The sequence below is a fragment of the Streptomyces sp. NPDC048171 genome (assembly GCF_043202655.1).
Lineage (GTDB): Bacteria > Actinomycetota > Actinomycetes > Streptomycetales > Streptomycetaceae > Streptomyces.
In genome coordinates, this window is the sequence record NZ_JBIDAU010000010.1 from 149,078 (window position 1) to 167,184 (window position 18,107).

15 protein-coding genes and 1 tRNA gene are annotated in these 18,107 nt (G+C 70.6%); 5 read left to right on the plus strand and 11 right to left on the minus strand.

Annotated features, from left to right (window positions below; genetic code table 11):
- Positions 1-7: 7 nt before the first annotated feature.
- Positions 8-904, minus strand: coding sequence for a hypothetical protein (locus ACGF3J_RS27740; RefSeq protein ID WP_161330711.1), 897 nt, complete (start codon positions 902-904; stop codon positions 8-10).
- 121 nt (positions 905-1,025) lie between these two features.
- On the opposite strand from ACGF3J_RS27740, the gene ACGF3J_RS27745 reads away from it, so the two are divergent.
- The 3 genes from ACGF3J_RS27745 to ACGF3J_RS27755 all read left to right on the plus strand — a co-directional run bounded on the left by ACGF3J_RS27745 (position 1,026) and on the right by ACGF3J_RS27755 (position 5,989).
- Positions 1,026-1,352: a chorismate mutase gene (locus ACGF3J_RS27745; protein ID WP_122614883.1), complete on the plus strand. Its 327-nt coding sequence runs from the start codon at positions 1,026-1,028 to the stop codon at positions 1,350-1,352.
- 101 nt (positions 1,353-1,453) lie between these two features.
- On the plus strand, positions 1,454-3,952 hold the full coding sequence (gene pepN, locus ACGF3J_RS27750) for an aminopeptidase N (protein ID WP_161330710.1): 2,499 nt from the start codon (positions 1,454-1,456) through the stop codon (positions 3,950-3,952).
- A 633-nt stretch (positions 3,953-4,585) separates the two neighbouring features.
- Complete coding sequence (locus tag ACGF3J_RS27755) at positions 4,586-5,989, plus strand: lysine N(6)-hydroxylase/L-ornithine N(5)-oxygenase family protein (protein WP_161326047.1); 1,404 nt, start codon at positions 4,586-4,588, stop codon at positions 5,987-5,989.
- Between the two features lie 21 nt (positions 5,990-6,010).
- Here ACGF3J_RS27755 and ACGF3J_RS27760 read toward each other — a convergent pair whose 3' ends face one another.
- Entirely contained in the window at positions 6,011-7,819 is a 1,809-nt protein-coding gene (locus tag ACGF3J_RS27760; protein WP_161326046.1) for a bifunctional UDP-sugar hydrolase/5'-nucleotidase, read from the minus strand.
- 237 nt (positions 7,820-8,056) lie between these two features.
- Between ACGF3J_RS27760 and pyk the strand changes: the two genes are divergently transcribed.
- Positions 8,057-9,487, plus strand: a complete 1,431-nt coding sequence (gene pyk, locus ACGF3J_RS27765) for a pyruvate kinase (protein WP_161326045.1) — start codon at positions 8,057-8,059, stop codon at positions 9,485-9,487.
- Between the two features lie 48 nt (positions 9,488-9,535).
- Here the strand turns inward: pyk and ACGF3J_RS27770 are convergent.
- A tRNA-Leu gene (locus ACGF3J_RS27770) sits at positions 9,536-9,609 on the minus strand.
- 101 nt (positions 9,610-9,710) lie between these two features.
- Here ACGF3J_RS27770 and ACGF3J_RS27775 point away from each other — a divergent pair.
- Positions 9,711-10,367, plus strand: coding sequence for an ANTAR domain-containing response regulator (locus tag ACGF3J_RS27775; RefSeq protein ID WP_122615019.1), 657 nt, complete (start codon positions 9,711-9,713; stop codon positions 10,365-10,367).
- 72 nt (positions 10,368-10,439) lie between these two features.
- Here ACGF3J_RS27775 and ACGF3J_RS27780 read toward each other — a convergent pair whose 3' ends face one another.
- The 8 genes from ACGF3J_RS27780 to ACGF3J_RS27815 form a co-directional block, all read right to left on the minus strand.
- Positions 10,440-11,156 (minus strand): ABC transporter ATP-binding protein, encoded by a 717-nt coding sequence (locus ACGF3J_RS27780; protein ID WP_161326044.1) that lies wholly within the window; start codon positions 11,154-11,156, stop codon positions 10,440-10,442.
- Positions 11,153-12,064: an ABC transporter ATP-binding protein gene (locus ACGF3J_RS27785; RefSeq protein ID WP_161326043.1), complete on the minus strand. Its 912-nt coding sequence runs from the start codon at positions 12,062-12,064 to the stop codon at positions 11,153-11,155. Before ACGF3J_RS27785 ends, ACGF3J_RS27780 begins: the two co-directional genes overlap by 4 nt.
- Before the next feature lie 5 nt (positions 12,065-12,069).
- The gene (locus tag ACGF3J_RS27790) at positions 12,070-13,896 is read right to left on the minus strand and encodes a branched-chain amino acid ABC transporter permease (RefSeq protein WP_161326042.1); all 1,827 of its coding nucleotides are present in this window, start codon (positions 13,894-13,896) and stop codon (positions 12,070-12,072) included.
- Between the two features lie 5 nt (positions 13,897-13,901).
- A complete protein-coding gene (locus ACGF3J_RS27795) occupies positions 13,902-14,834 on the minus strand; it encodes a branched-chain amino acid ABC transporter permease (RefSeq protein WP_161326041.1) in 933 nt (310 codons plus the stop codon).
- Between the two features lie 122 nt (positions 14,835-14,956).
- A complete protein-coding gene (locus ACGF3J_RS27800; protein WP_161326040.1) occupies positions 14,957-16,192 on the minus strand; it encodes a branched-chain amino acid ABC transporter substrate-binding protein in 1,236 nt (411 codons plus the stop codon).
- A gap of 288 nt (positions 16,193-16,480) precedes the next feature.
- Positions 16,481-17,077: a Tat pathway signal sequence domain protein gene (locus ACGF3J_RS27805; RefSeq protein ID WP_346345928.1), complete on the minus strand. Its 597-nt coding sequence runs from the start codon at positions 17,075-17,077 to the stop codon at positions 16,481-16,483.
- Positions 17,068-17,484 (minus strand): hypothetical protein, encoded by a 417-nt coding sequence (locus ACGF3J_RS27810; RefSeq protein ID WP_161326039.1) that lies wholly within the window; start codon positions 17,482-17,484, stop codon positions 17,068-17,070. The genes ACGF3J_RS27805 and ACGF3J_RS27810 overlap by 10 nt, the downstream gene beginning before the upstream one ends.
- Before the next feature lie 89 nt (positions 17,485-17,573).
- Positions 17,574-18,053, minus strand: coding sequence for a PaaI family thioesterase (locus tag ACGF3J_RS27815; protein ID WP_161326038.1), 480 nt, complete (start codon positions 18,051-18,053; stop codon positions 17,574-17,576).
- Positions 18,054-18,107 lie beyond the last annotated feature (54 nt).

Genomic DNA, 18,107 nt, shown 5'->3' on the forward strand with positions numbered 1-18,107 from the left:
CCACCCCCTAGGTGTCGCACTCCAGTACCGTCCGGCACAGCCCGCACCGGGCCCGGACCCGGCCGCGCACCGGGACCCTGATCCGCTGATGACAGGTCGGGCAGGGGAACGACACGCGCAGCGGTCCGTGCTCCTGCGGCGTGAACCGGTACGGGCCCTCCGCGGCGGGGCCCGCGGCGTGCGCGTCCTGGGCGTGACGGCGGTCCCGTGCATAGCGGCGGCGGCCCGCCCAGCCGGCCGCGGTCAGCGGCGGCTGCTGCTCGTCCTGGCGGGCCCGCCGCAGGCCCTTGCCGTACGCCGTGTACGCCTGCGGACTGGTGAACCACACCGACGGGTCCTCGCCGAACACCAGCGCCCGCTTGGCCAGCACGTACCCGAACTCCTCCGGGGTCAGGTAGCCCAGCTTCTGCGAGGACGCCGAGTCCTCCCGGTAGGCGTCGAGCAGCAGCCAGCCCGCGCCCAGGTACGTCGTCGCGGTGTCGGTGAGGATCTCGTTGTCCCGGGTGCCGGGGAAGGACAGGTCGAGACGGTGCAGGTAGACGTGCATCACCTCGTGCGCGAGGGCCGCGCCGATGTCCCGGCGGTGGGTGCGGAAGCGGTCGTTCAGCTCGATGAAGTACTCGGGGCCCGCAGTGAGTTCCACGTTCGCCGCATGCGTCATCTCGCGGAAGGAGACGATCATCCGGGCGTCGGGCAGCCGGTAGTGCCGCACGAGTTCGTGGGCCACCCGCTGCGTGCCCAGATACAGGTCGTCGGTGTCGCTGAACGCCACGTCGGCCGGGGCCACACTGGCGGGGAACGTCTGCACGGTGTCGTAGGACAACCGCCTGTACAGCGCGGTGACCGCCTCGCGCACCGTCGCCAGGTGCGGGAAGCCGTGCTCGACCGGTCCGCCGTTCGCCACGCCCGACCCCCAAGACGCTGAACCCCGTGTCCACTCCAAGAGACCCTCACGACGACTGTACGGCGTTCAGGGCCTGAGACGGTCTGCGGCGACAGCCGCCACGCCCGTAGGGTGGGCGTCCATGACCACCAGCAACACGGATGCCGTCGACCCCGCCGTCCGCGAGGAGCTGGCCCGGCTGCGGGACAGCATCGACAACATCGACGCGGCCGTCGTCCACATGCTCGCCGAGCGCTTCAAGTGCACCCAGCAGGTCGGCCACCTCAAGGCCCGCCACCAGCTGCCGCCCGGAGATCCGGCCCGTGAGGCGAAGCAGATCGCCCGGCTGCGCGCCCTCGCCGAGAGCGCCAAGCTGGACCCGGCGTTCGCCGAGAAGTTCCTGAACTTCATCATCGCCGAGGTGATCCACCACCACGAGCGCATCGCGGAGAGCTCGGCCTCCGGCTGACCCTGCGGCAGCGCCCCCGCCCGCCGGGGCGCGCGCCGGACATTCTCCGCGTAGCGAACCGCCCCTGTGCCCTGCCGACGGCATCAGGCAGCATGTCGTTCATGTCCGTACTGACGCGCGACGAAGCGCAGACCCGTTCCCGGCTCCTCGACGTCCACCACTACGCGATCGACCTCGATCTGACCCGTGGGGACGACACCTTCGACTCCCGCACCGTCATCCGCTTCACGGTCCGCGACGACACGGACAGCACGGACACCTTCGTCGAGGTCAGGCCCGCCGAGCTGCGCACCGTCACGCTGGACGGACAGCCCCTCGACCCGGCCGCCCTGGACGAGAACAGGCTCGCCCTGAAGTCCCTCACCCCGGGCGAGCACGAGCTGCGCGTCGAGGCCGCCATGCGCTACTCCAGCACCGGCGAGGGCATGCACCGCTTCACCGACCCCGCCGACGGCGAGACCTACGTCTACACCCAGCTGTTCCTGGACGACGTGCAGCGCGTCTTCGCCGCCTTCGACCAGCCCGACCTCAAGGCAGTCTTCGACCTCACCGTCACCGCCCCCGAGGGCTGGACCGTGCTCGCCAACGGCGTCACCGAGCACCTGGGCGACGGCCGCTGGCAGGCCGCCGCCACCCCGCTGATCTCCACCTACCTCGTCGCCGTCGCCGCGGGCCCCTGGCACTCCGTGCGCACCGAGCACCGCGGTCTGCCCTTCGGCATCCACTGCCGCCGCTCGCTCGCCCGCCACCTCGACGCCGACGCCGGCGAACTGCTCGACGTCACCCGCGCCTGCTTCGACCGCTACCACGAGAAGTTCACCGAGCCCTACCCCTTCGACTCCTACGACCAGGCGTTCGTCCCCGAGTTCAACGCCGGCGCCATGGAGAACCCCGGACTGGTCACCTTCCGCGACGAGTTCGTCTTCCGGTCCGCGGTCACCGAGACGCAGCGGCAGACCCGCGCCATGGTCATCGCCCACGAGATGGCCCACATGTGGTTCGGCGATCTCGTCACCCTCCGGTGGTGGGACGACATCTGGCTGAACGAGTCCTTCGCCGAGTACATGGGCTACCAGACCACCGCCGAGGCCACCCGCTTCACCGACACCTGGACCGACTTCGGCGTCACCCGCAAGGCCTGGGGCTACGACGCCGACCAGCGCCCCTCCACCCACCCCGTGGCCCCGGAGAACGTCGAGGACACCGCCTCGGCCCTGCTCAACTTCGACGGCATCTCCTACGCCAAGGGTGCCTCCGCCCTGCGCCAGCTCGTCGCCTGGCTCGGCGAGAAGGACTTCCTGGCCGGCATCAACATCCACTTCGAGCGGCACAGGTTCGGCAACGCCGCCCTCGCCGACTTCATCGACTCCCTCGCCGCCGCCACCGACCGCGACGTCCACGCCTGGGCCGACGCCTGGCTGCGCACCACCGGCGTCGACACCCTCACCCCGCGCGTCACCGGTGACAACGGCGGCCGCCTGCTCGCCGTCGACCGGGCCGGCAGCCGCCCGCACCGTGTCGCCGTCGGCCTCTACGACCGCGACCTGAGCGACGAGGGCCGCCTCACCCTGCGCGAACGCCTCGACGTCGACCTGCCCCAGGCCGAACCCCGGCCCATCGGCAAGCTCCCCGCCCTGGTCGTCCTGAACGACGGCGACCTCAGTTACGCCAAGGTCCGCTTCGACGCCGAGTCCTTCCGGACCGTCCGCGAGGGCCTGTCCGGACTGCCCGACCCGCTCACCCGGGCCGTCGTCTGGAACGCCCTGCGGGACGCGGTGCGCGACGGCGAACTCCCCGCCGGCACCTACCTGGACATCGCCCGCGCCCACCTCCCGTACGAGACCGACCTCGCCCTCGTCGACGGCGTCCTCGCCTTCGCCGCCGGCCAGGTCGCCGACCGGTACGTCACGCCCGAGCGGCGGCCGGCCGCGCTGTCCACCCTCGCAGAGCTGTGCCGCGACCTCATCCGCCGCACCGAGGACGGCGACCACCCCGGGCTGCGCCTCATCGCCGTACGCCACCGCATCGCCACCGCCGCCCACCCCGACACCATCGCGGCCTGGCTCGCCGACGGCACCGTGCCCGGCGGCCCGGAGCTGGATCCCGAGCTGCGCTGGCGCATCCTCACCCGCCTCGCCGTTCTCGGCGCCACCGGTGAGGAGGCCATCGCCGCCGAACTCGCCCGGGACCCCAGCGCCACCGGCCAGGAGGGCGCCGCCCGCTGCCGCGCAGCGCTGCCCGACGCCGAGGCGAAGAGCCGGGCCTGGGAGGCCATGTTCGCCACCGACGACCTCTCCAACTACCTTTTCACCGCCACCGCCCAGGGCTTCTGGCAGCCCGAACAGGCCGACCTGGTGCGGGACTACGTGCCGCGCTACTACGCCGAGGCGGTCGCGGTCGCCGCCCGCCGCGGCCCCGCCATCGCCGACGCCGCCGGCCGCTGGGCCTTCCCGGGCCACGCCGTCGACGACGCCAACCTGCGCCTCGGCCGGGAATGCCTCGCCGGCGACGGCCCGATCCCCGCCCTGCGCCGCAAGCTCGCCGACCAGCTGGACGACCTGGCCCGGGCACTGCGGGTACGGGAGGCGGACGCGCGCTGAAACCCCGCCGCGGCCGGTTCCCTCACCGGGGAACCGGCCGCGGGCGTACACCCTTTCGGGTGTGATCGTTGGGCTGTCCGGGCGTAGCCACGCATTCGCGTCCAAGCTGGAGCTCCCCGTCCCCGCGCCCGGAGGACAGCCCATGGGCCCGCCGCCCCCCACCCGGAACCCGCACGGCACCCACGCCCTGCGGCCCCCACGCGACCTCCCACCCCACGCGCCACCGCCCTCCGGGCCCGCCGCCCCGCCCGTTCTCGGCGGGGCCCGCGTCCCGCGGCCCCCGCTCGGCGTCGTGTCGCGCCCTCGGCGCGCCGCCGCGGCTGCCCGCGGCGACCGGCCGTCTCGGTGCGGACTCGACGCCGTCGCCTCCCGGGCCGCGGACGCGGCGGGCGAGAACCTGCCCGCCCGGGGTTGTGCCGCGGCGCTCCGCGCCCCGGACACGGTGCCCGCCGAGGGCGCCGCCGGCCCTGCCCGCGCCACTCGTGCCTCCGCCAGGGCCGTCGCCCCCGCCACCCGCGCTCCCGCCCGCCGGCCGCGGTTCACGGCCGCCCCGCCCACCCCCCATGCCCGGCCCGCCGAGCCGCCCGCGCTCCGCGCCCCTGTGGACAACTCCCCGAAAGGACCCGCTCCGCGATGAACGCCACCGCGTCCGACGTCCCCCGCGACCTCGTGGGCATCGGCATCGGCCCCTTCAACCTCTCGCTCGCGGCGCTCGCCGATCCCCTCGGCGGGCTCGACGCCGTGTTCTACGACCAGCGCCCGGCCTTCCACTGGCACCCCGGACTGCTCATCGACGGCGCGCGCGTCCAGGTGCCCTTCCTGGCCGATCTGGTCACCCTCGCCGACCCGGCGAGTCCCTGGACCTTCCTCAACCACCTCAAGGCCAGAGACCGCCTGTTCCCCTTCTACTTCGCCGAGCGCTTCCACATCCGGCGCGCCGAGTACGACGCCTACTGCCGCTGGGTCGCCGAGAGCCTGCCCTCGCTCCGCTTCCACCACCAGGTCGACGCCGTCCGCTGGAACCCCGAACGCGAGCTGTTCGAGGTCGACTACACCCAGCTCGACGCGGAGGGCGAGGCCGAGGCCCTGGGCCGCACCCACACCCGCAACGTCGTCCTCGGTGTCGGCACCGAGCCCGACGTCCCGGACCCGCTGCGCCCCCTCGTGGACGCGCCCGGCGTACCCGTCCTGCACGCCGCCGACTACCTCGACCACCGCGACGCGCTGCTCGCCGCCGGGCACGTCACCGTCATCGGCACCGGCCAGTCCGGCGCGGAGATCTTCCTGGACCTGCTCCGCCACCGGCCCGCCGGCCGCGAGCGGCTGCACTGGCTGGGCCGCAGCGAGGCGTTCGCCCCCATGGAGTACTCCAAGCTCGGCCTGGAGCACTTCACCCCCGACTACACCCGCTACTTCCACGGCCTGGCCGAACAGGTCCGCGACCGCCTCGTCGCCTCCCAGTGGCAGCTGCACAAGGGCATCGACGCGGACACGACCGCCGACATCCACGACGAGCTGTACCGCCGCACCCTCGACGGCGGCTGGCCCGACACCGTCCTCACCCCCGGTGTGCACGTCCGCACCGCCGGCCGCGTCGCCACCACCCGGGTCGAACTCCACCTGGAGCACGCCCAGCAGAAGACCCGCTCCCGCCTCACCACCGACGCTGTCGTCCTCGCCACCGGCTACCGCGAGCGCCCCCTCGGCCGCGTCCTCGCCGGTCTCGACCCCTACATGCGCCGCGACAGCCGCGAACGCCCCCGCGTCGACGACCGGTTCCGCCTCCTCCTCGACCCCTCCGTCAGCGGCTCCGTCTACGTCCAGAACGCCGAGACCCACACCCACGGCGTGGGCGCCCCCGACCTCGGCCTCGCCGCCTGGCGCAGCGCGACCATCCTCAACGACCTGACCGGGCAGGAGCCCTACCCCCTGCCCGGCCGCACCGCCTTCACCACCTTCGGCCTGGAGAGCGGACAGCCGCAGATCCCGTCCGCGCGCCGCCCCCGGGCACTCGTCCCTCTCGTGGACGGCGTCTGAGGGCCGCCCGGCGGACCCGGATCAGAACACCGGCGTGCCGTCCCGCGTCAGCGACCAGTCCACGGACGCGAAGTCCTTCGGGTCCAGCACGCCCTTCGCCGTCACCCACTCGGCGATGCGCGTGCGGATCTCCGTCGACTCCGCCCACACCTCCTTGGCCGACGCCACGTGCGGGAAGGCACCGCCGCCGTTGGCCCGGTAGTTGTTCACCGCCAGCACGAACTGCTGGTCGTCGGCGAGCGGAGCACCGCCGTGGGCGAGGTTCCTGATCCGCGACCCGGCCGCCTGCGCGATGTCGATCTCGTACGTCAGCCCCGACACGTAGTCGTAGTTGTAGTCCGGGCGGCCGCCCGCGTTGGTCAGCTTGTCCACGTCCACGGGGGCACCGGCGGCCGTCCGGGCGTAGTACTCCGCCGAGTACTCCAGGTAGGCCCGCACCTGCGCGCCCGTCAGCACCTTCGCGACCAGCGTGTTGTCGTACACGTACAGGCTCGACAGGTCCCGGATGGTCACGTCGCCGGCCGGGATCTCGGAGGTCCGGGAGAACGGCGACGCCTGCGCCAGCACCGGCAGCGACGCGTACTCGGTGCCCGCCAGCGCCTCCTTGACCACGTCCTCCTGCACCTTGGTGATCAGGTCGATGATCGGGGCGTCCTTGTACCGTGCCTCCACCGTCGTCAGCGCCTCGGTGGCGGTGCCGACGACCTGGTTGACGTACGCCACGACCTTCGCGTGCTCGTCGGTCAGGAGTCTGGTGATCCTCGGGTCGTCGGCGACCGTGTTGGTGTTGCGCAGCGACGCCTTCACCGACTCCACGTGCCACCGGCCGCGTTCGAATACCAGCTCGAAGTCGAAGAGGGTGAGCCGCTCGGCGTAGCACAGCGGCTCCGACAGGACGACGGTCTTCCCGGTCCTGTCGTTGACGACCTTCAGCTCCGCGATCTCCTGGTGCGCGTGCCCGACGAGGATCGCGTCGATGCCCGGCACCTGCTTCGCCACGTTGGCCGCCGCGTTCTCGACGTACGGGAGCTGGTCGCCGTAGGAGGACGTGCCCGAGGAGCCGGAGTGCGCCGAGACGACCACCACGTCGGCGCCCATCGAGCGAAGCTTCGGCACCCACTTCGCCGCCTGCTCCTCCAGCCCCGGGAAGGCGAGCTTCCCCTGCACGTACGCCTTGTCCCAGATCGCGATCCCGGGGTTGGTCAGGCCCAGCACCGCCACCTTCACCGGCGGCGCGCCCTTCACCCGGAAGGTCTTCATGAAGTACGGCGGGAACGCGGGCTTCAGCGTCTTCGCGTCGACCGCGTTCGCGCCGAGCAGCGGGAAGTCGCACTGCTCCTCGAACTTGCGCAGCGTCTCGATGCCGTAGTTGAACTCGTGGTTGCCGAGCGCCACCGCGTCGTACCCGATGGCGTTCATCGCCTGGGCCATCGGGTGCACCGGGCCGCCCTTGGCGGTGATCGGGTCCACCTTGGCGTAGTAGTACGTCAGCGGGGTGCCCTGGATGGTGTCGCCCGCGTCGAGGAGCAGCGTGTTGCGGCGGCCCTTCTCCTCGCGAACCTGGTCGACCAGGGCCGATATGCGCGCCAGCCCCTGCGCGTTGCCCGCCGCGTCCGTGTACTCGGCGTCCTTGAAGTAGTCCCAGTTGAAGACGTGTCCGTGCAGGTCGGTGGTGCCCAGCACGGTCAGCGCGTACCGCTTGGGCCGCCTGCGGCCGGGGTGCTCGGCGGGTGCCGCCTCGGCCGCCGGAGCCGCCGCCGCACCGGCCAGCGCCACCCCCGCCCCCGTCACTGCGGACCTGCTCAGGAACTTCCGGCGGTTGAACGGCATGACGGGATCTCCTCGACGGCACGGCATCAACAACGCGCGTAGATTCCTGCGTGATCACCTCGCCTGTCAACAGCGGGTCGCTCAATTGCCCGAAAGGCGCAATAAGAACCGCCCGGAATGCTCATCGGAGCGCCCCGGCGCACAATTCAACACTTGTCAATAACCCTTTACTCAAAGGTTGTTGAGTGGTCATACGTGGCCAATTCGCTACTGGCCGGTAAGTCATAGGCTCGACCCATGCGCCGAGCAAAGATCGTCTGCACTCTTGGGCCCGCCACCGACTCGTACGACCAGATCAAGGACCTGGTCGACGCCGGAATGGACATCGCCCGCTTCAATTTCAGCCACGGCACCCACGCCGAGCACGAAGAGCGTTACCGCCGTGTCCGGAAGGCGTCCGACGAGACGGGCCGCAGCGTCGGCGCCCTCGCCGACCTTCAGGGTCCGAAGATCCGCCTCGGCCACTTCGGTGAGGGTCCCGTACTCCTTGAACGCGGCGACACCTTCACCATCACCGTCGAGGAGGGCGTCGAGGGCGACCGCCACGCCTGCGGGACCACGTACGCCGGCCTCGCCGCCGACGTCACCCCCGGTGAGCGCGTCCTCGTCGACGACGGCAAGGTCTGCCTGGAGGTCACCGGCGTCGACGGGCCCCGCGTCCGCACGACGGTGATCGAGGGCGGCATGGTCTCCGACCACAAGGGCCTCAACCTCCCGGGCGTCGCGGTGTCCGTCCCCGCGCTCTCGAAGAAGGACGAGGACGACCTGCGCTGGGCCCTGCGCAGCGGCTTCGACGTGATCGCGCTGTCCTTCGTGCGCAGCGGGCGGGACATCCTCGACGTGCACCGCATCATGGACGAGGAGGGCCGCCGCCTGCCCGTCATCGCCAAGGTCGAGAAGCCGCAGGCCGTGGAGGACATCGAGGGCATCGTCGCGGCCTTCGACGGCATCATGGTCGCCCGCGGCGACCTCGGCGTCGAGATGCCCCTGGAGCAGGTGCCGATCGTCCAGAAGCGCGCGATCAAGCTGGCGAAGCGCAACGCCAAGCCCGTGATCGTCGCCACCCAGATGCTCGACTCGATGATCGACAACGCCCGTCCCACCCGCGCGGAGGCCTCCGACGTCGCCAACGCGGTCATCGACGGCACGGACGCGGTGATGCTCTCCGGCGAGACGAGCGTCGGCAAGCACGCGACCGACACGGTGCGCACCATGGCCCGGATCGTCGAGGCGGCGGAGGAGGACATCCTGGCCAAGGGCCTGCCCCCGCTGACCGAGCGCAACAAGCCCCGCACCCAGGGCGGCGCGGTGGCCCGGGCCGCGGCGGAGATGGGCGACTTCCTCGGCGCGAAGTTCCTGGTGGCCTTCACCCAGTCCGGCGACACCGTCCGCCGCCTGTCCCGCTACCGCTCGCCCATCCCGCTGCTCGCCTTCACCCCGGAGCCGGCCACCCGCTCGCAGCTGAGCCTGACCTGGGGCGTGGAGACCTTCCTGGGCCCGCACGTGGACTCCACGGACGCGATGGTCGACCAGGTGGACGAGCTGCTGCTCAAGTACGGCCGCTGCGAGAAGGGCGACGTCGTGGTCATCACGGCGGGCTCACCGCCCGGTGTCTCCGGTACGACGAACCTGGTGCGGGTGCATCACATCGGGGAGGACGACCGCTGAACGGGTGCCCCGACGGATCTCAGGGATGCCTTCGAAATGAAGGTAAAGTGCCCCGGGTGGGACTCGAACCCACACTGAATGCCTTTTGAGGGCATCGTCTCTGCCGATTGGACTACCGGAGCCTCTTCGAACCGAAGGTCAGTGTAGCCCCTCGGTGACTCAAAGATACAGGAGCTAGGTAGGCTCTTGTCAGCGGTACCCCTGCCCCGAACTAGGAGCTCACGTGACCTCCCCCGAGTCGCCCCAGCCCGTAGACGTGCCCGACGACGACAAGTCGCACGTGCCTCCGCTGACGACCCGTGTCGTCATCGCCGAGGACGAGGCGCTCATCCGGCTGGACCTCAAAGAGATGCTGGAGGAGGAGGGTTACTCCGTCGTCGGCGAGGCCGGGGACGGGGAGCAGGCGGTGGAGCTGGCCCGCGAGCACCGGCCGGACCTGGTGATCCTCGACGTGAAGATGCCCAAGCTGGACGGCATCTCCGCGGCCGAGAAGATCGCCGAGGAGAGCATCGCGCCGGTGCTGATGCTCACCGCGTTCTCCCAGCGCGACCTGGTGGAGCGGGCCCGGGACGCCGGCGCCATGGCGTACCTCGTGAAGCCGTTCAGCAAGAGCGACGTCGTTCCGGCGATCGAGATGGCCGTCTCGCGGTTCACGGAGCTGAAGGAGCTGGAGAAGGAGGTCGCCGACCTCAGCCAGCGCCTGGAGACGCGGAAGCTGGTGGACCGGGCCAAGTCGGTGCTCCAGACGGAGTACGGCCTGACCGAGCCGGCCGCCTTCCGCTGGATCCAGAAGACCTCCATGGACCGGCGGATGTCGATGCAGCAGGTGGCCGAGGCGGTCATCCAGGACGCCGACGAGAAGAAGGCGGCCAAGGGCTGACACCCGGGACCACGAGAGAGGCCCGCGCCCCCGAGGGGGGGCGCGGGCCTCTCCGTTCCCGCGGACGCGGGCTCAGTCCTCGCCGAGGTAGGCCTTGCGGACCGACTCGTCGTGCAGCAGGTCCTGCCCGCTGCCGGACAGGACGATGCTGCCGACCTCCATCACGTGGCCGTGGTCGGCCAGGGACAGGGCCGCCTGCGCGTTCTGCTCGACGAGCAGGATGGTGGTGCCCTGGGACTTCAGCTCGGCGATCGTCTGCATGATCTTCTGCATCATGATGGGGGAGAGACCCATGGAGGGCTCGTCGAGCATGAGCAGCTTGGGCTGGGACATCAGGGCACGGCCCATGGCGAGCATCTGCTGCTCACCGCCGGAGAGGGTGCCCGCGGCCTGCTTCCGGCGCTCCCCGAGGATCGGGAAGAGGTCGTAGGCGCGCTGGATGTCCTTCTCGATGCCCGCCCGGTCGCTGCGCAGGAAGGCGCCGAGGCGGAGGTTGTCCTCGATCGTCATGCGGGGGAAGATGTGCCGCCCCTCGGGCGAGTGGGCGAGTCCCAAGGAGACGATCTGGTGCGCCGGCACCTTCTTGAGCGACTTGCCCCCGAACTTGATCTGACCGCCGACGGGCTTCAGCAGGCCCGACAGCGTACGCAGGGTGGTGGTCTTGCCGGCGCCGTTGGTGCCGACGAGGGTGACCACCTCACCGGCGTCGACCTTGAAGGAGATGCCCTTCACGGCCTCGATCTTGCCGTAGGCGACGCGGAGGTCCTCGACCTCGAGCAGTGCGGTCATCGGTCGTTCTCCTTGCCGGCCGAGGTGTCCGAGGAGGCGGCCTGGGCGGCCTCGGCGGCCTCCACCTCGGCGGCCTCCGCGGCACCGGGGTCGTTCTCCAGGGGTTCGCCGAGGTAGGCGGCGATGACGCGCTCGTCGCCCTGCACGGTCGCGCTGTCGCCCTCGACGAGCTTCTGGCCCTGCACGAGGACGGCGACGCGGTCGCAGAGGTTGAAGATGAACCGCATGTCGTGCTCGATGACGAGGACCGCGATGCCCTTGTCGCGGATGGCGAAGACCAGTTCCTCGGTGGCCCGGGTCTCCTGCGGGTTCATGCCGGCCGTCGGCTCGTCCAGGAGCAGCAGCCCCGGCTCGCTGGCGAGGGCGCGGGCGATCTCCAGCTTGCGCTGCTCGCCGTACGGCAGGTTCCGCGCGAGGTGGTCGGCCTTGCTCGCCAGGCCCACGAACTCCAGCAGTTCCTCGGCGCGTTCGCGGGATGCCTTCTCCGCCTTGTGGAAACCCGGTCCGCGCAGGACGGCCGACCAGAAGCCCTCCTTGGTCCGCGTGTGGCGGCCGACGAGGACGTTCTCCAGAACCGTCATGTTGGAGAACAGGCGGATGTTCTGGAAGGTGCGGGCGATGCCGGCGGCGGTGACCTTGAAGGACTTGGCCGGCAGGACCTTGTCCTTGTAGCGGACCTCGCCCTCGGTCGGGATGTAGAGGCCGGTCAGGCAGTTGAAGAAGGTGGTCTTGCCGGCGCCGTTGGGGCCGATCAGACCGACGATCTCCCCGCTGTTGACGGTGAGGTCGACTCCGTTGACGGCCGTCAGTCCGCCGAAGCGCATCGTGACGCCGCGCGCGTCGAGGACGGTGGTGCCGGGGGCGGGTGCGCCCGGGGTGGTGTCCCTGGTGGTGGTGTCGGTGGTCATGGTGGTCAGGCCCCTGTCTTGCTCAGGGTGGTGGGCGCTTCGGCCTCTTCGTGGAATTCGAGCTTGCGGCGCCGGTTGGCGATGAGTCCCTCGGGGCGGAAGCGCATGAGCAGGACGAGCGCGAGTCCGAAGGCGAAGAGCTGGTAGTCGCCGAGGAACTGGAGCTTGTTGGGGATCAGGAAGAGCAGCGAGGCGCCGATCAGCGGACCGGCGATGGTGCCCATGCCGCCGAGGACGACCGCGGCGAGCAGGAACGCCGAGTTGGGCGGGGTGGTGCCGGCGAAGAGGTACTGCTCGGGCGTCACGGTGTAGGTGACGTGCGCCTGCACGGTGCCGGCCAGACCGGCGAGGGTGGCGCCCACGGCGAAGGCGATGAGCTTGACGCGGAAGCCGTTGATGCCCATGGCGAGGGCGGCGGTCTCGTCCTCGCGGATCGCGACCCAGGCGCGGCCGATGCGGGAGTCGCCGCTGCGCCGGAAGACGAGGACGACGACGGCCGTGATGACGAGCATCAGGAAGAAGTAGTTGGCGAACCGGCCGATGGTGAAGCCGCCGATGTCGTGCTGGACGCCGAGGTCGAGCCCGAAGATCTTCAGGTCCGGGATGGACGAGACGCCGTTGGAGCCGTTGGTGAGGTCGGGACCCGAGGTGCCGTCGAGGTTGTTGGCGGTGATGCGGAAGATCTCACCGAAGCCGAGGGTGACGATGGCGAGGTAGTCGCCGCGCAGCCGCAGGGTGGGGGCGCCGATGAGGACGCCGAAGACCAGCGACGCCAGGGCACCCACGATGACGGCCGCCCAGAAGGGGAAGTGCACGTCGAACGGCGAGCTGGGCGAGCCGGAGACCAGCGCGGCCGCGTAGGCGCCGACACCGAGGAAGGCGACGTAGCCGAGGTCGAGCAGACCGGCGAGGCCGACGACGATGTTCAGGCCGAGGGCGACCGTGGCGAAGATGAGGATGTAGACGCCGAGGGTCGCGTACTGGTCGTCGGACTGGGTGAAGGGGAAGCAGGCGGCCGCGATGAAGGCGCCGCAGACGGTGATGTTCTGGTGCCGGGTGGTGATCTCGGTGGCCTGGGCGACCAGTCCGGCCTTGTTGAGGGCGGCGAAGCCGAGGCCGGCGGTGACCAGGAAGCCGACGAAGAGTTCGTCGTACTCGGTGCCGATGCCGTAGGTGAAGACCAGCAGGGCGATCGCGAGGACGGCGACGATGATCAGGATCTCGACGTACGAGGGCAGGGCGCGCACCGGGCGAGGGGTGCCGCCGGCGAAGGCCGCCCTGACGGTCTGCCAGTTGTGCGCGGTGGTGTGCTTGAACTGCTCCCAGCCGGTGTCGTCCGGGTCGAACGGGTCGGGTTCGGGGCGTTCGAAGGGCAGGGCGAGCGAGCCGAGGACGGCGAGCAGGGTGGCGACGGCGGCGACGTAGGCGCCCGGCTCCAGGTTGACGAGTCCGCCGAGCTGGGCGCTGATCGCGATGACCGTGTACCAGGTGGTGGCGAACGCGGCGAGGGCGGCGAACTTGAGGGCGGCGTCGGCGCCTGCGGGCACCAGCCAGCGCAGTCCCTTGACGTCGTAGGAGGCGAGGCCGAAGAGCGCGGTGAGGGCGCCGGCGATGAGGACCAGGACCTGGAGGCCGCCCGGGTAGCCGTAGTAGGTGAGGTCGCCGGGGAATTCGGCGGTCCAGGTCCAGGCGAGGAAGGTGGAGACGACGGTGAGGACGCCGCCGCCGGTGGCGAGGGCGCGGCCGGCCTGTGCGGGTATCCCGATGAGGCCGGAGGCTTCGTGCGCGGCGGGGGTGCCGGCGTTCTCGGGTGCGGTGGTCTGTGTGGTCATCGGTGTCACGCCCTGTCCGCGACGCGTTCGCCCAGCAGGCCCTGTGGCCTGAACAGGAGCACGAGGATGAGGAGGATGAAGGCCCAGACGTCGGCCCAGGACTGGCTGCCGAGCTTCTCCAGACCGGGTACGTCGGCGATGAACGCCGTGGCCAGGGTCTCGGCGACGCCGAGGACCACGCCGCCGATCATGGCGCCGTAGATGTTGCCGATGCCGCCGAGGACGGCGGCGGTGAAGGCCTTGAGGCCGAGGATGAAGCCCATGCGGAAGTCGATGTCGCCGTACTTGAGACCGTTGGCGACGGCTCCGACGGCGGCGAACACGGCGCCGAGTGCGAACGCGATCACGATGATGCGGTCGGTGTTGACGCCCATCAGCTTGGCGGTGTCCGGGTCCTGGGCGGTGGCCTGCATGCCGCGTCCGGTGCGGGTGCGCATCACGAAGAAGGCGAGGACGGCCATGCTGATGGGGGCCGCGACGAGCAGGAAGATGTCACCGGTCTGCAGCGTGACGCTGCCGAGGTGGAAGGGGCCGCCGTCGATCTGGGGGAAGGTGATCTTCGACTTGGCGCCGGGGTACCAGGCCCACACGGCCTGCTGGAGGGCGAGGGAGAGGCCGATGGCGGTGATGAGGGGGGCGAGGCGGGGTGCGCCGCGCAACGGACGGTAGGCGAACCGTTCCGCCCCGACCGCGACGGTGACCGAGACGATCACTGCGCCGATCAGCATCAGGGGTAGGGCGATCAGCATGGAGGTGCCGTCGGGCAGGATGTAGAGATAGACCGTGAGCGCGCCGAAGGCGCCGGTCATGAAGATCTCGCCGTGGGCGAAGTTGATGAGCTGGACGATGCCATAGACCATCGTGTAGCCGATGGCGACCAGCCCGTACATGGATCCCAGTAGCAGGCCGTTGACCAGCTGCTGCGGCAGTTCGTTCACCGCATGTCCTCCGAGACTTTCGGAACTATCGACGGATGTGGCCGGATGCGAGTCCGCGCGGGGCGCCTGGAACGGCGCCCCGCGCGGCTCGTGATCACGTGATCAGTGGTGGGTGCGGTTGATCAGCCGGTGTAGGTGCCGGACTTCACCGACTTCCAGGCACCGTTCTCGACGGCGTACACGGTGAGCTGCTTGTTCGTCGCGTCACCGAACTCGTCGAAGGAGACCTTGCCGGTCACACCGTCGAAGGAGACGTTCTGCATGGCCTCGGTGACCTTGGCGCGGGCGTCGTCGGGGAGCTTCCCGTCGTTGTCCTCGACGACCTTCTTGACGGCCTCGATGATCGCCCAGCCGGAGTCGTAGGAGTAGCCGCCGTACGCCTCGTAGGCCTCCTTGTAGCCCGCGGACTCGTAGTTGGCGACGAACTCCTTGGCCGAGGGCAGTTCCTCGACCGGCGCGCCGACGGAGGTCGCGAGATCGCCGTTGCCGGTGGCGCCGGCGAGCTTGATGAAGTCGGCGCTGTAGATGCCGTCACCGCCGACCACGGGGATCTTCGCCCCGGCCGCCTTGATCTGCTTGCTGAGCGGACCGGCCTGCGGGTACTCGCCGCCGTAGTAGACGACGTCGGCGCCGGAGTTCTTCACCTTGGTGGCGACGGCGTTGAAGTCCTTGGTGTCCGGGTTGATGTGCTCGGTGCCGACGACCTGGCCGCCGAGCTTCTTGAACTCGTCGGTGAAGGTGGCGGCCAGACCGGCGCCGTAGGTCTTCTTGTCGTCGATGACGAAGACCTTCTTCTTCTTGGAGTCGTTGAAGACGTACTGCGCGGCGAACGGGCCCTGGATGGCGTCCGTGGTCGCGGTGCGGAAGTACGACTTGTACGGCCGGACCTGCTTGGTCTGCCAGTCCACGCCCTGGGTCAGGGCGGGGTTGGTGTTGGCGGGGGAGACCTCGACCAGCTTGGCCGTGTCGAAGACCTTCTGCATGGACTCGCCGACCGAGGAGTTCAGCGGGCCCACGACACCGAGGACGTCGTCGTTGGCGACGAGCTTGGTGGCGTTCTGCTGGCCCACGGACGGCTGGCCCTGGTCGTCCAGCGCCTGTATCTCGAACTTGACGCCGTCGACGTAGTTGTCCTTGTTGGCGGTCTTCGCGGCGAGGTCGACCGAGTTCTTGATGCCGAGGCCCAGCGCGGACAGGTCGCCGGTCAGCGGGGCGTCGACGCCGATGACGACGGTGGTTCCGCCACCGCCGCTTCCGGAGTCCGAGCCGCCGTCGTCGTCGCGCGAACCGCAGGCGGTGAGGGTGAGCGCTCCCGCCGCCAGAGCGGCGGTGATGGCGATGAGCGAACGTTGACGCACGATCAGTCCTTTCCCTGGCACAGCCGCTTCCCCGTGGAGACGGCCCGAGTCGAGCGCTGGGCCGAAGTGACAATCCGACGGCGCGGTGACTGGCCGTGACTCTAAGCGTGTGTGGGGAACGTGGAGGAGGGTCTGACTCATGCTGTGACGCTCTTGTTATGACACCGGGTAATGCAGAGCGGTACTGGCTGGGAAGAAGGGCGGAATTCAGGCCGATTCGCCCTGTCCGCATGCTGAGAACCCGCAGGACGCGCCACCTGTGTTCAGGTGTCTGGAGCGTTTTGGTGATTACCGCGAATCGTTGCTGCAAGCGACGTGAAGTGCCTGGGAGAGCTGCCGCGCATAGCGTGGCCCCAGGATGAAACTGTGGGCTTGTATTGCGCGCGCATTACGCAGCGTTACATCCAGGAAAGGGAATCCGAGGTTCCGGGGCGCTTTATCGCATTCCGTCACCCGCAGAGTGACAATGATCTTGCTGGCGGAATGCGGCTTTGTCTGGAAAGGTGCCGCGGGCGACGAGGTCACCGAGAGGCCGGCCGAGGGCTGGGCGATCCGCGTCACGGTGACGGGCGGTCCCGACCGGACGCTCAGCCGCACCGCGAAGCTGAAGCCGCCGGCCTCCGCCCCGTCCACGGCGTCCAGGTATGCGAGCGTGACCGCCTGGGAGGGGTAGGGCGGCGGATCGGCCGCAGGCTCCCGGGTCCGGTCGGCGTACAGGTGAGCGGCGCCGAGCAGCAGGAGGAGGGCGGCGGCCGTGAGAACGGTCCGGCGGTGACGCTCGCAGGACCGGGCGATACGGCCGCGCGGGCGGGCGTGGCCGGCGATGTCCCAGGAGTGGGTGTCCTCGCCCGGCTCGACGGGCCCGATGCCGCCCGTCACCGCCACGGGCCCTTGCTCGGACCGCCACCGGCGTACCGCTCCTCGCACGCCTCGCGCACCTGGCGGTCGATCAACTCCCGCGCGGCGCGGTCGCCCTGGTCCCGCTGGGTGACCCGCGCGGCCGCCACGACCTCGCGCAGGATGCCGTACTGACGGTTGGACAGACCCATCGACTGGTAGTCGCCGTAGGGTTCGCCGCCGGCCAGCCAGTGGCGCGCCCAGTAGCCGACGGCGCCGACGCAGGCCTGCACGGGGGAGGGTGGCTGCGTCCTCGCGCTCCTGGTGCCGGAACCGGCCTCCTGGTCACCGGAGTCGCCGCAGGCGGCGGTGGTGACCGCCGTGACGGCCAGCAGGGCGCCGAGAAGGAGCCGCCGAGCCGCCACCCCCGGCCAGGGGGCCTCTCCCCGTCCCATGCCCCGACGCTAGGACGGCGCGCGGCCGGGAGCAATGCCCGAGCCGTGAGTGCCCCGACCGGAGAGGCCGCGGGGCCGCCCCCGGCGCCTCAGCCCGCCGTGGCCGCGTCGCCCGGGTTCACGTCCCGCAGCAGGCAGGTCAGACGGGCGGTGCACACCCGCCGGTCCTGGTCGTCGCTGATCACGATCTCGTACGTCGCCGTCGACCGGCCCCGGTGCACCGGCGTGGCCACCCCGGTGACCAGGCCGGAGCGGGCCCCGCGGTGGTGCGTGCAGTTCAGGTCGACGCCGACCGCGATCTTCGAACTGCCTCCGTGCAGCATCGAACCGACCGAGCCGAGCGTCTCGGCCAGCACCGCCGAGGCGCCGCCGTGCAGCAGCCCGTACGGCTGGGTGTTGCCCTCCACCGGCATCGTGCCGACGACCCGCTCGGGCGACGCCTCGACGATCTGCACGCCCATGCGCGTACCGAGGTGCCCGGCGGAGAACAGCGCGGGCAGGTCGACGCCGAGCGCGGCATACTCGTCGATGACTTCCTGCGGGAACTGCGTCTGCTGCTGCTCGCCCATGGGCCGGCTCCGTCTCGTCGCTCCGTCTGGCTGGCGCGCCGGCCGCCCGGTGGG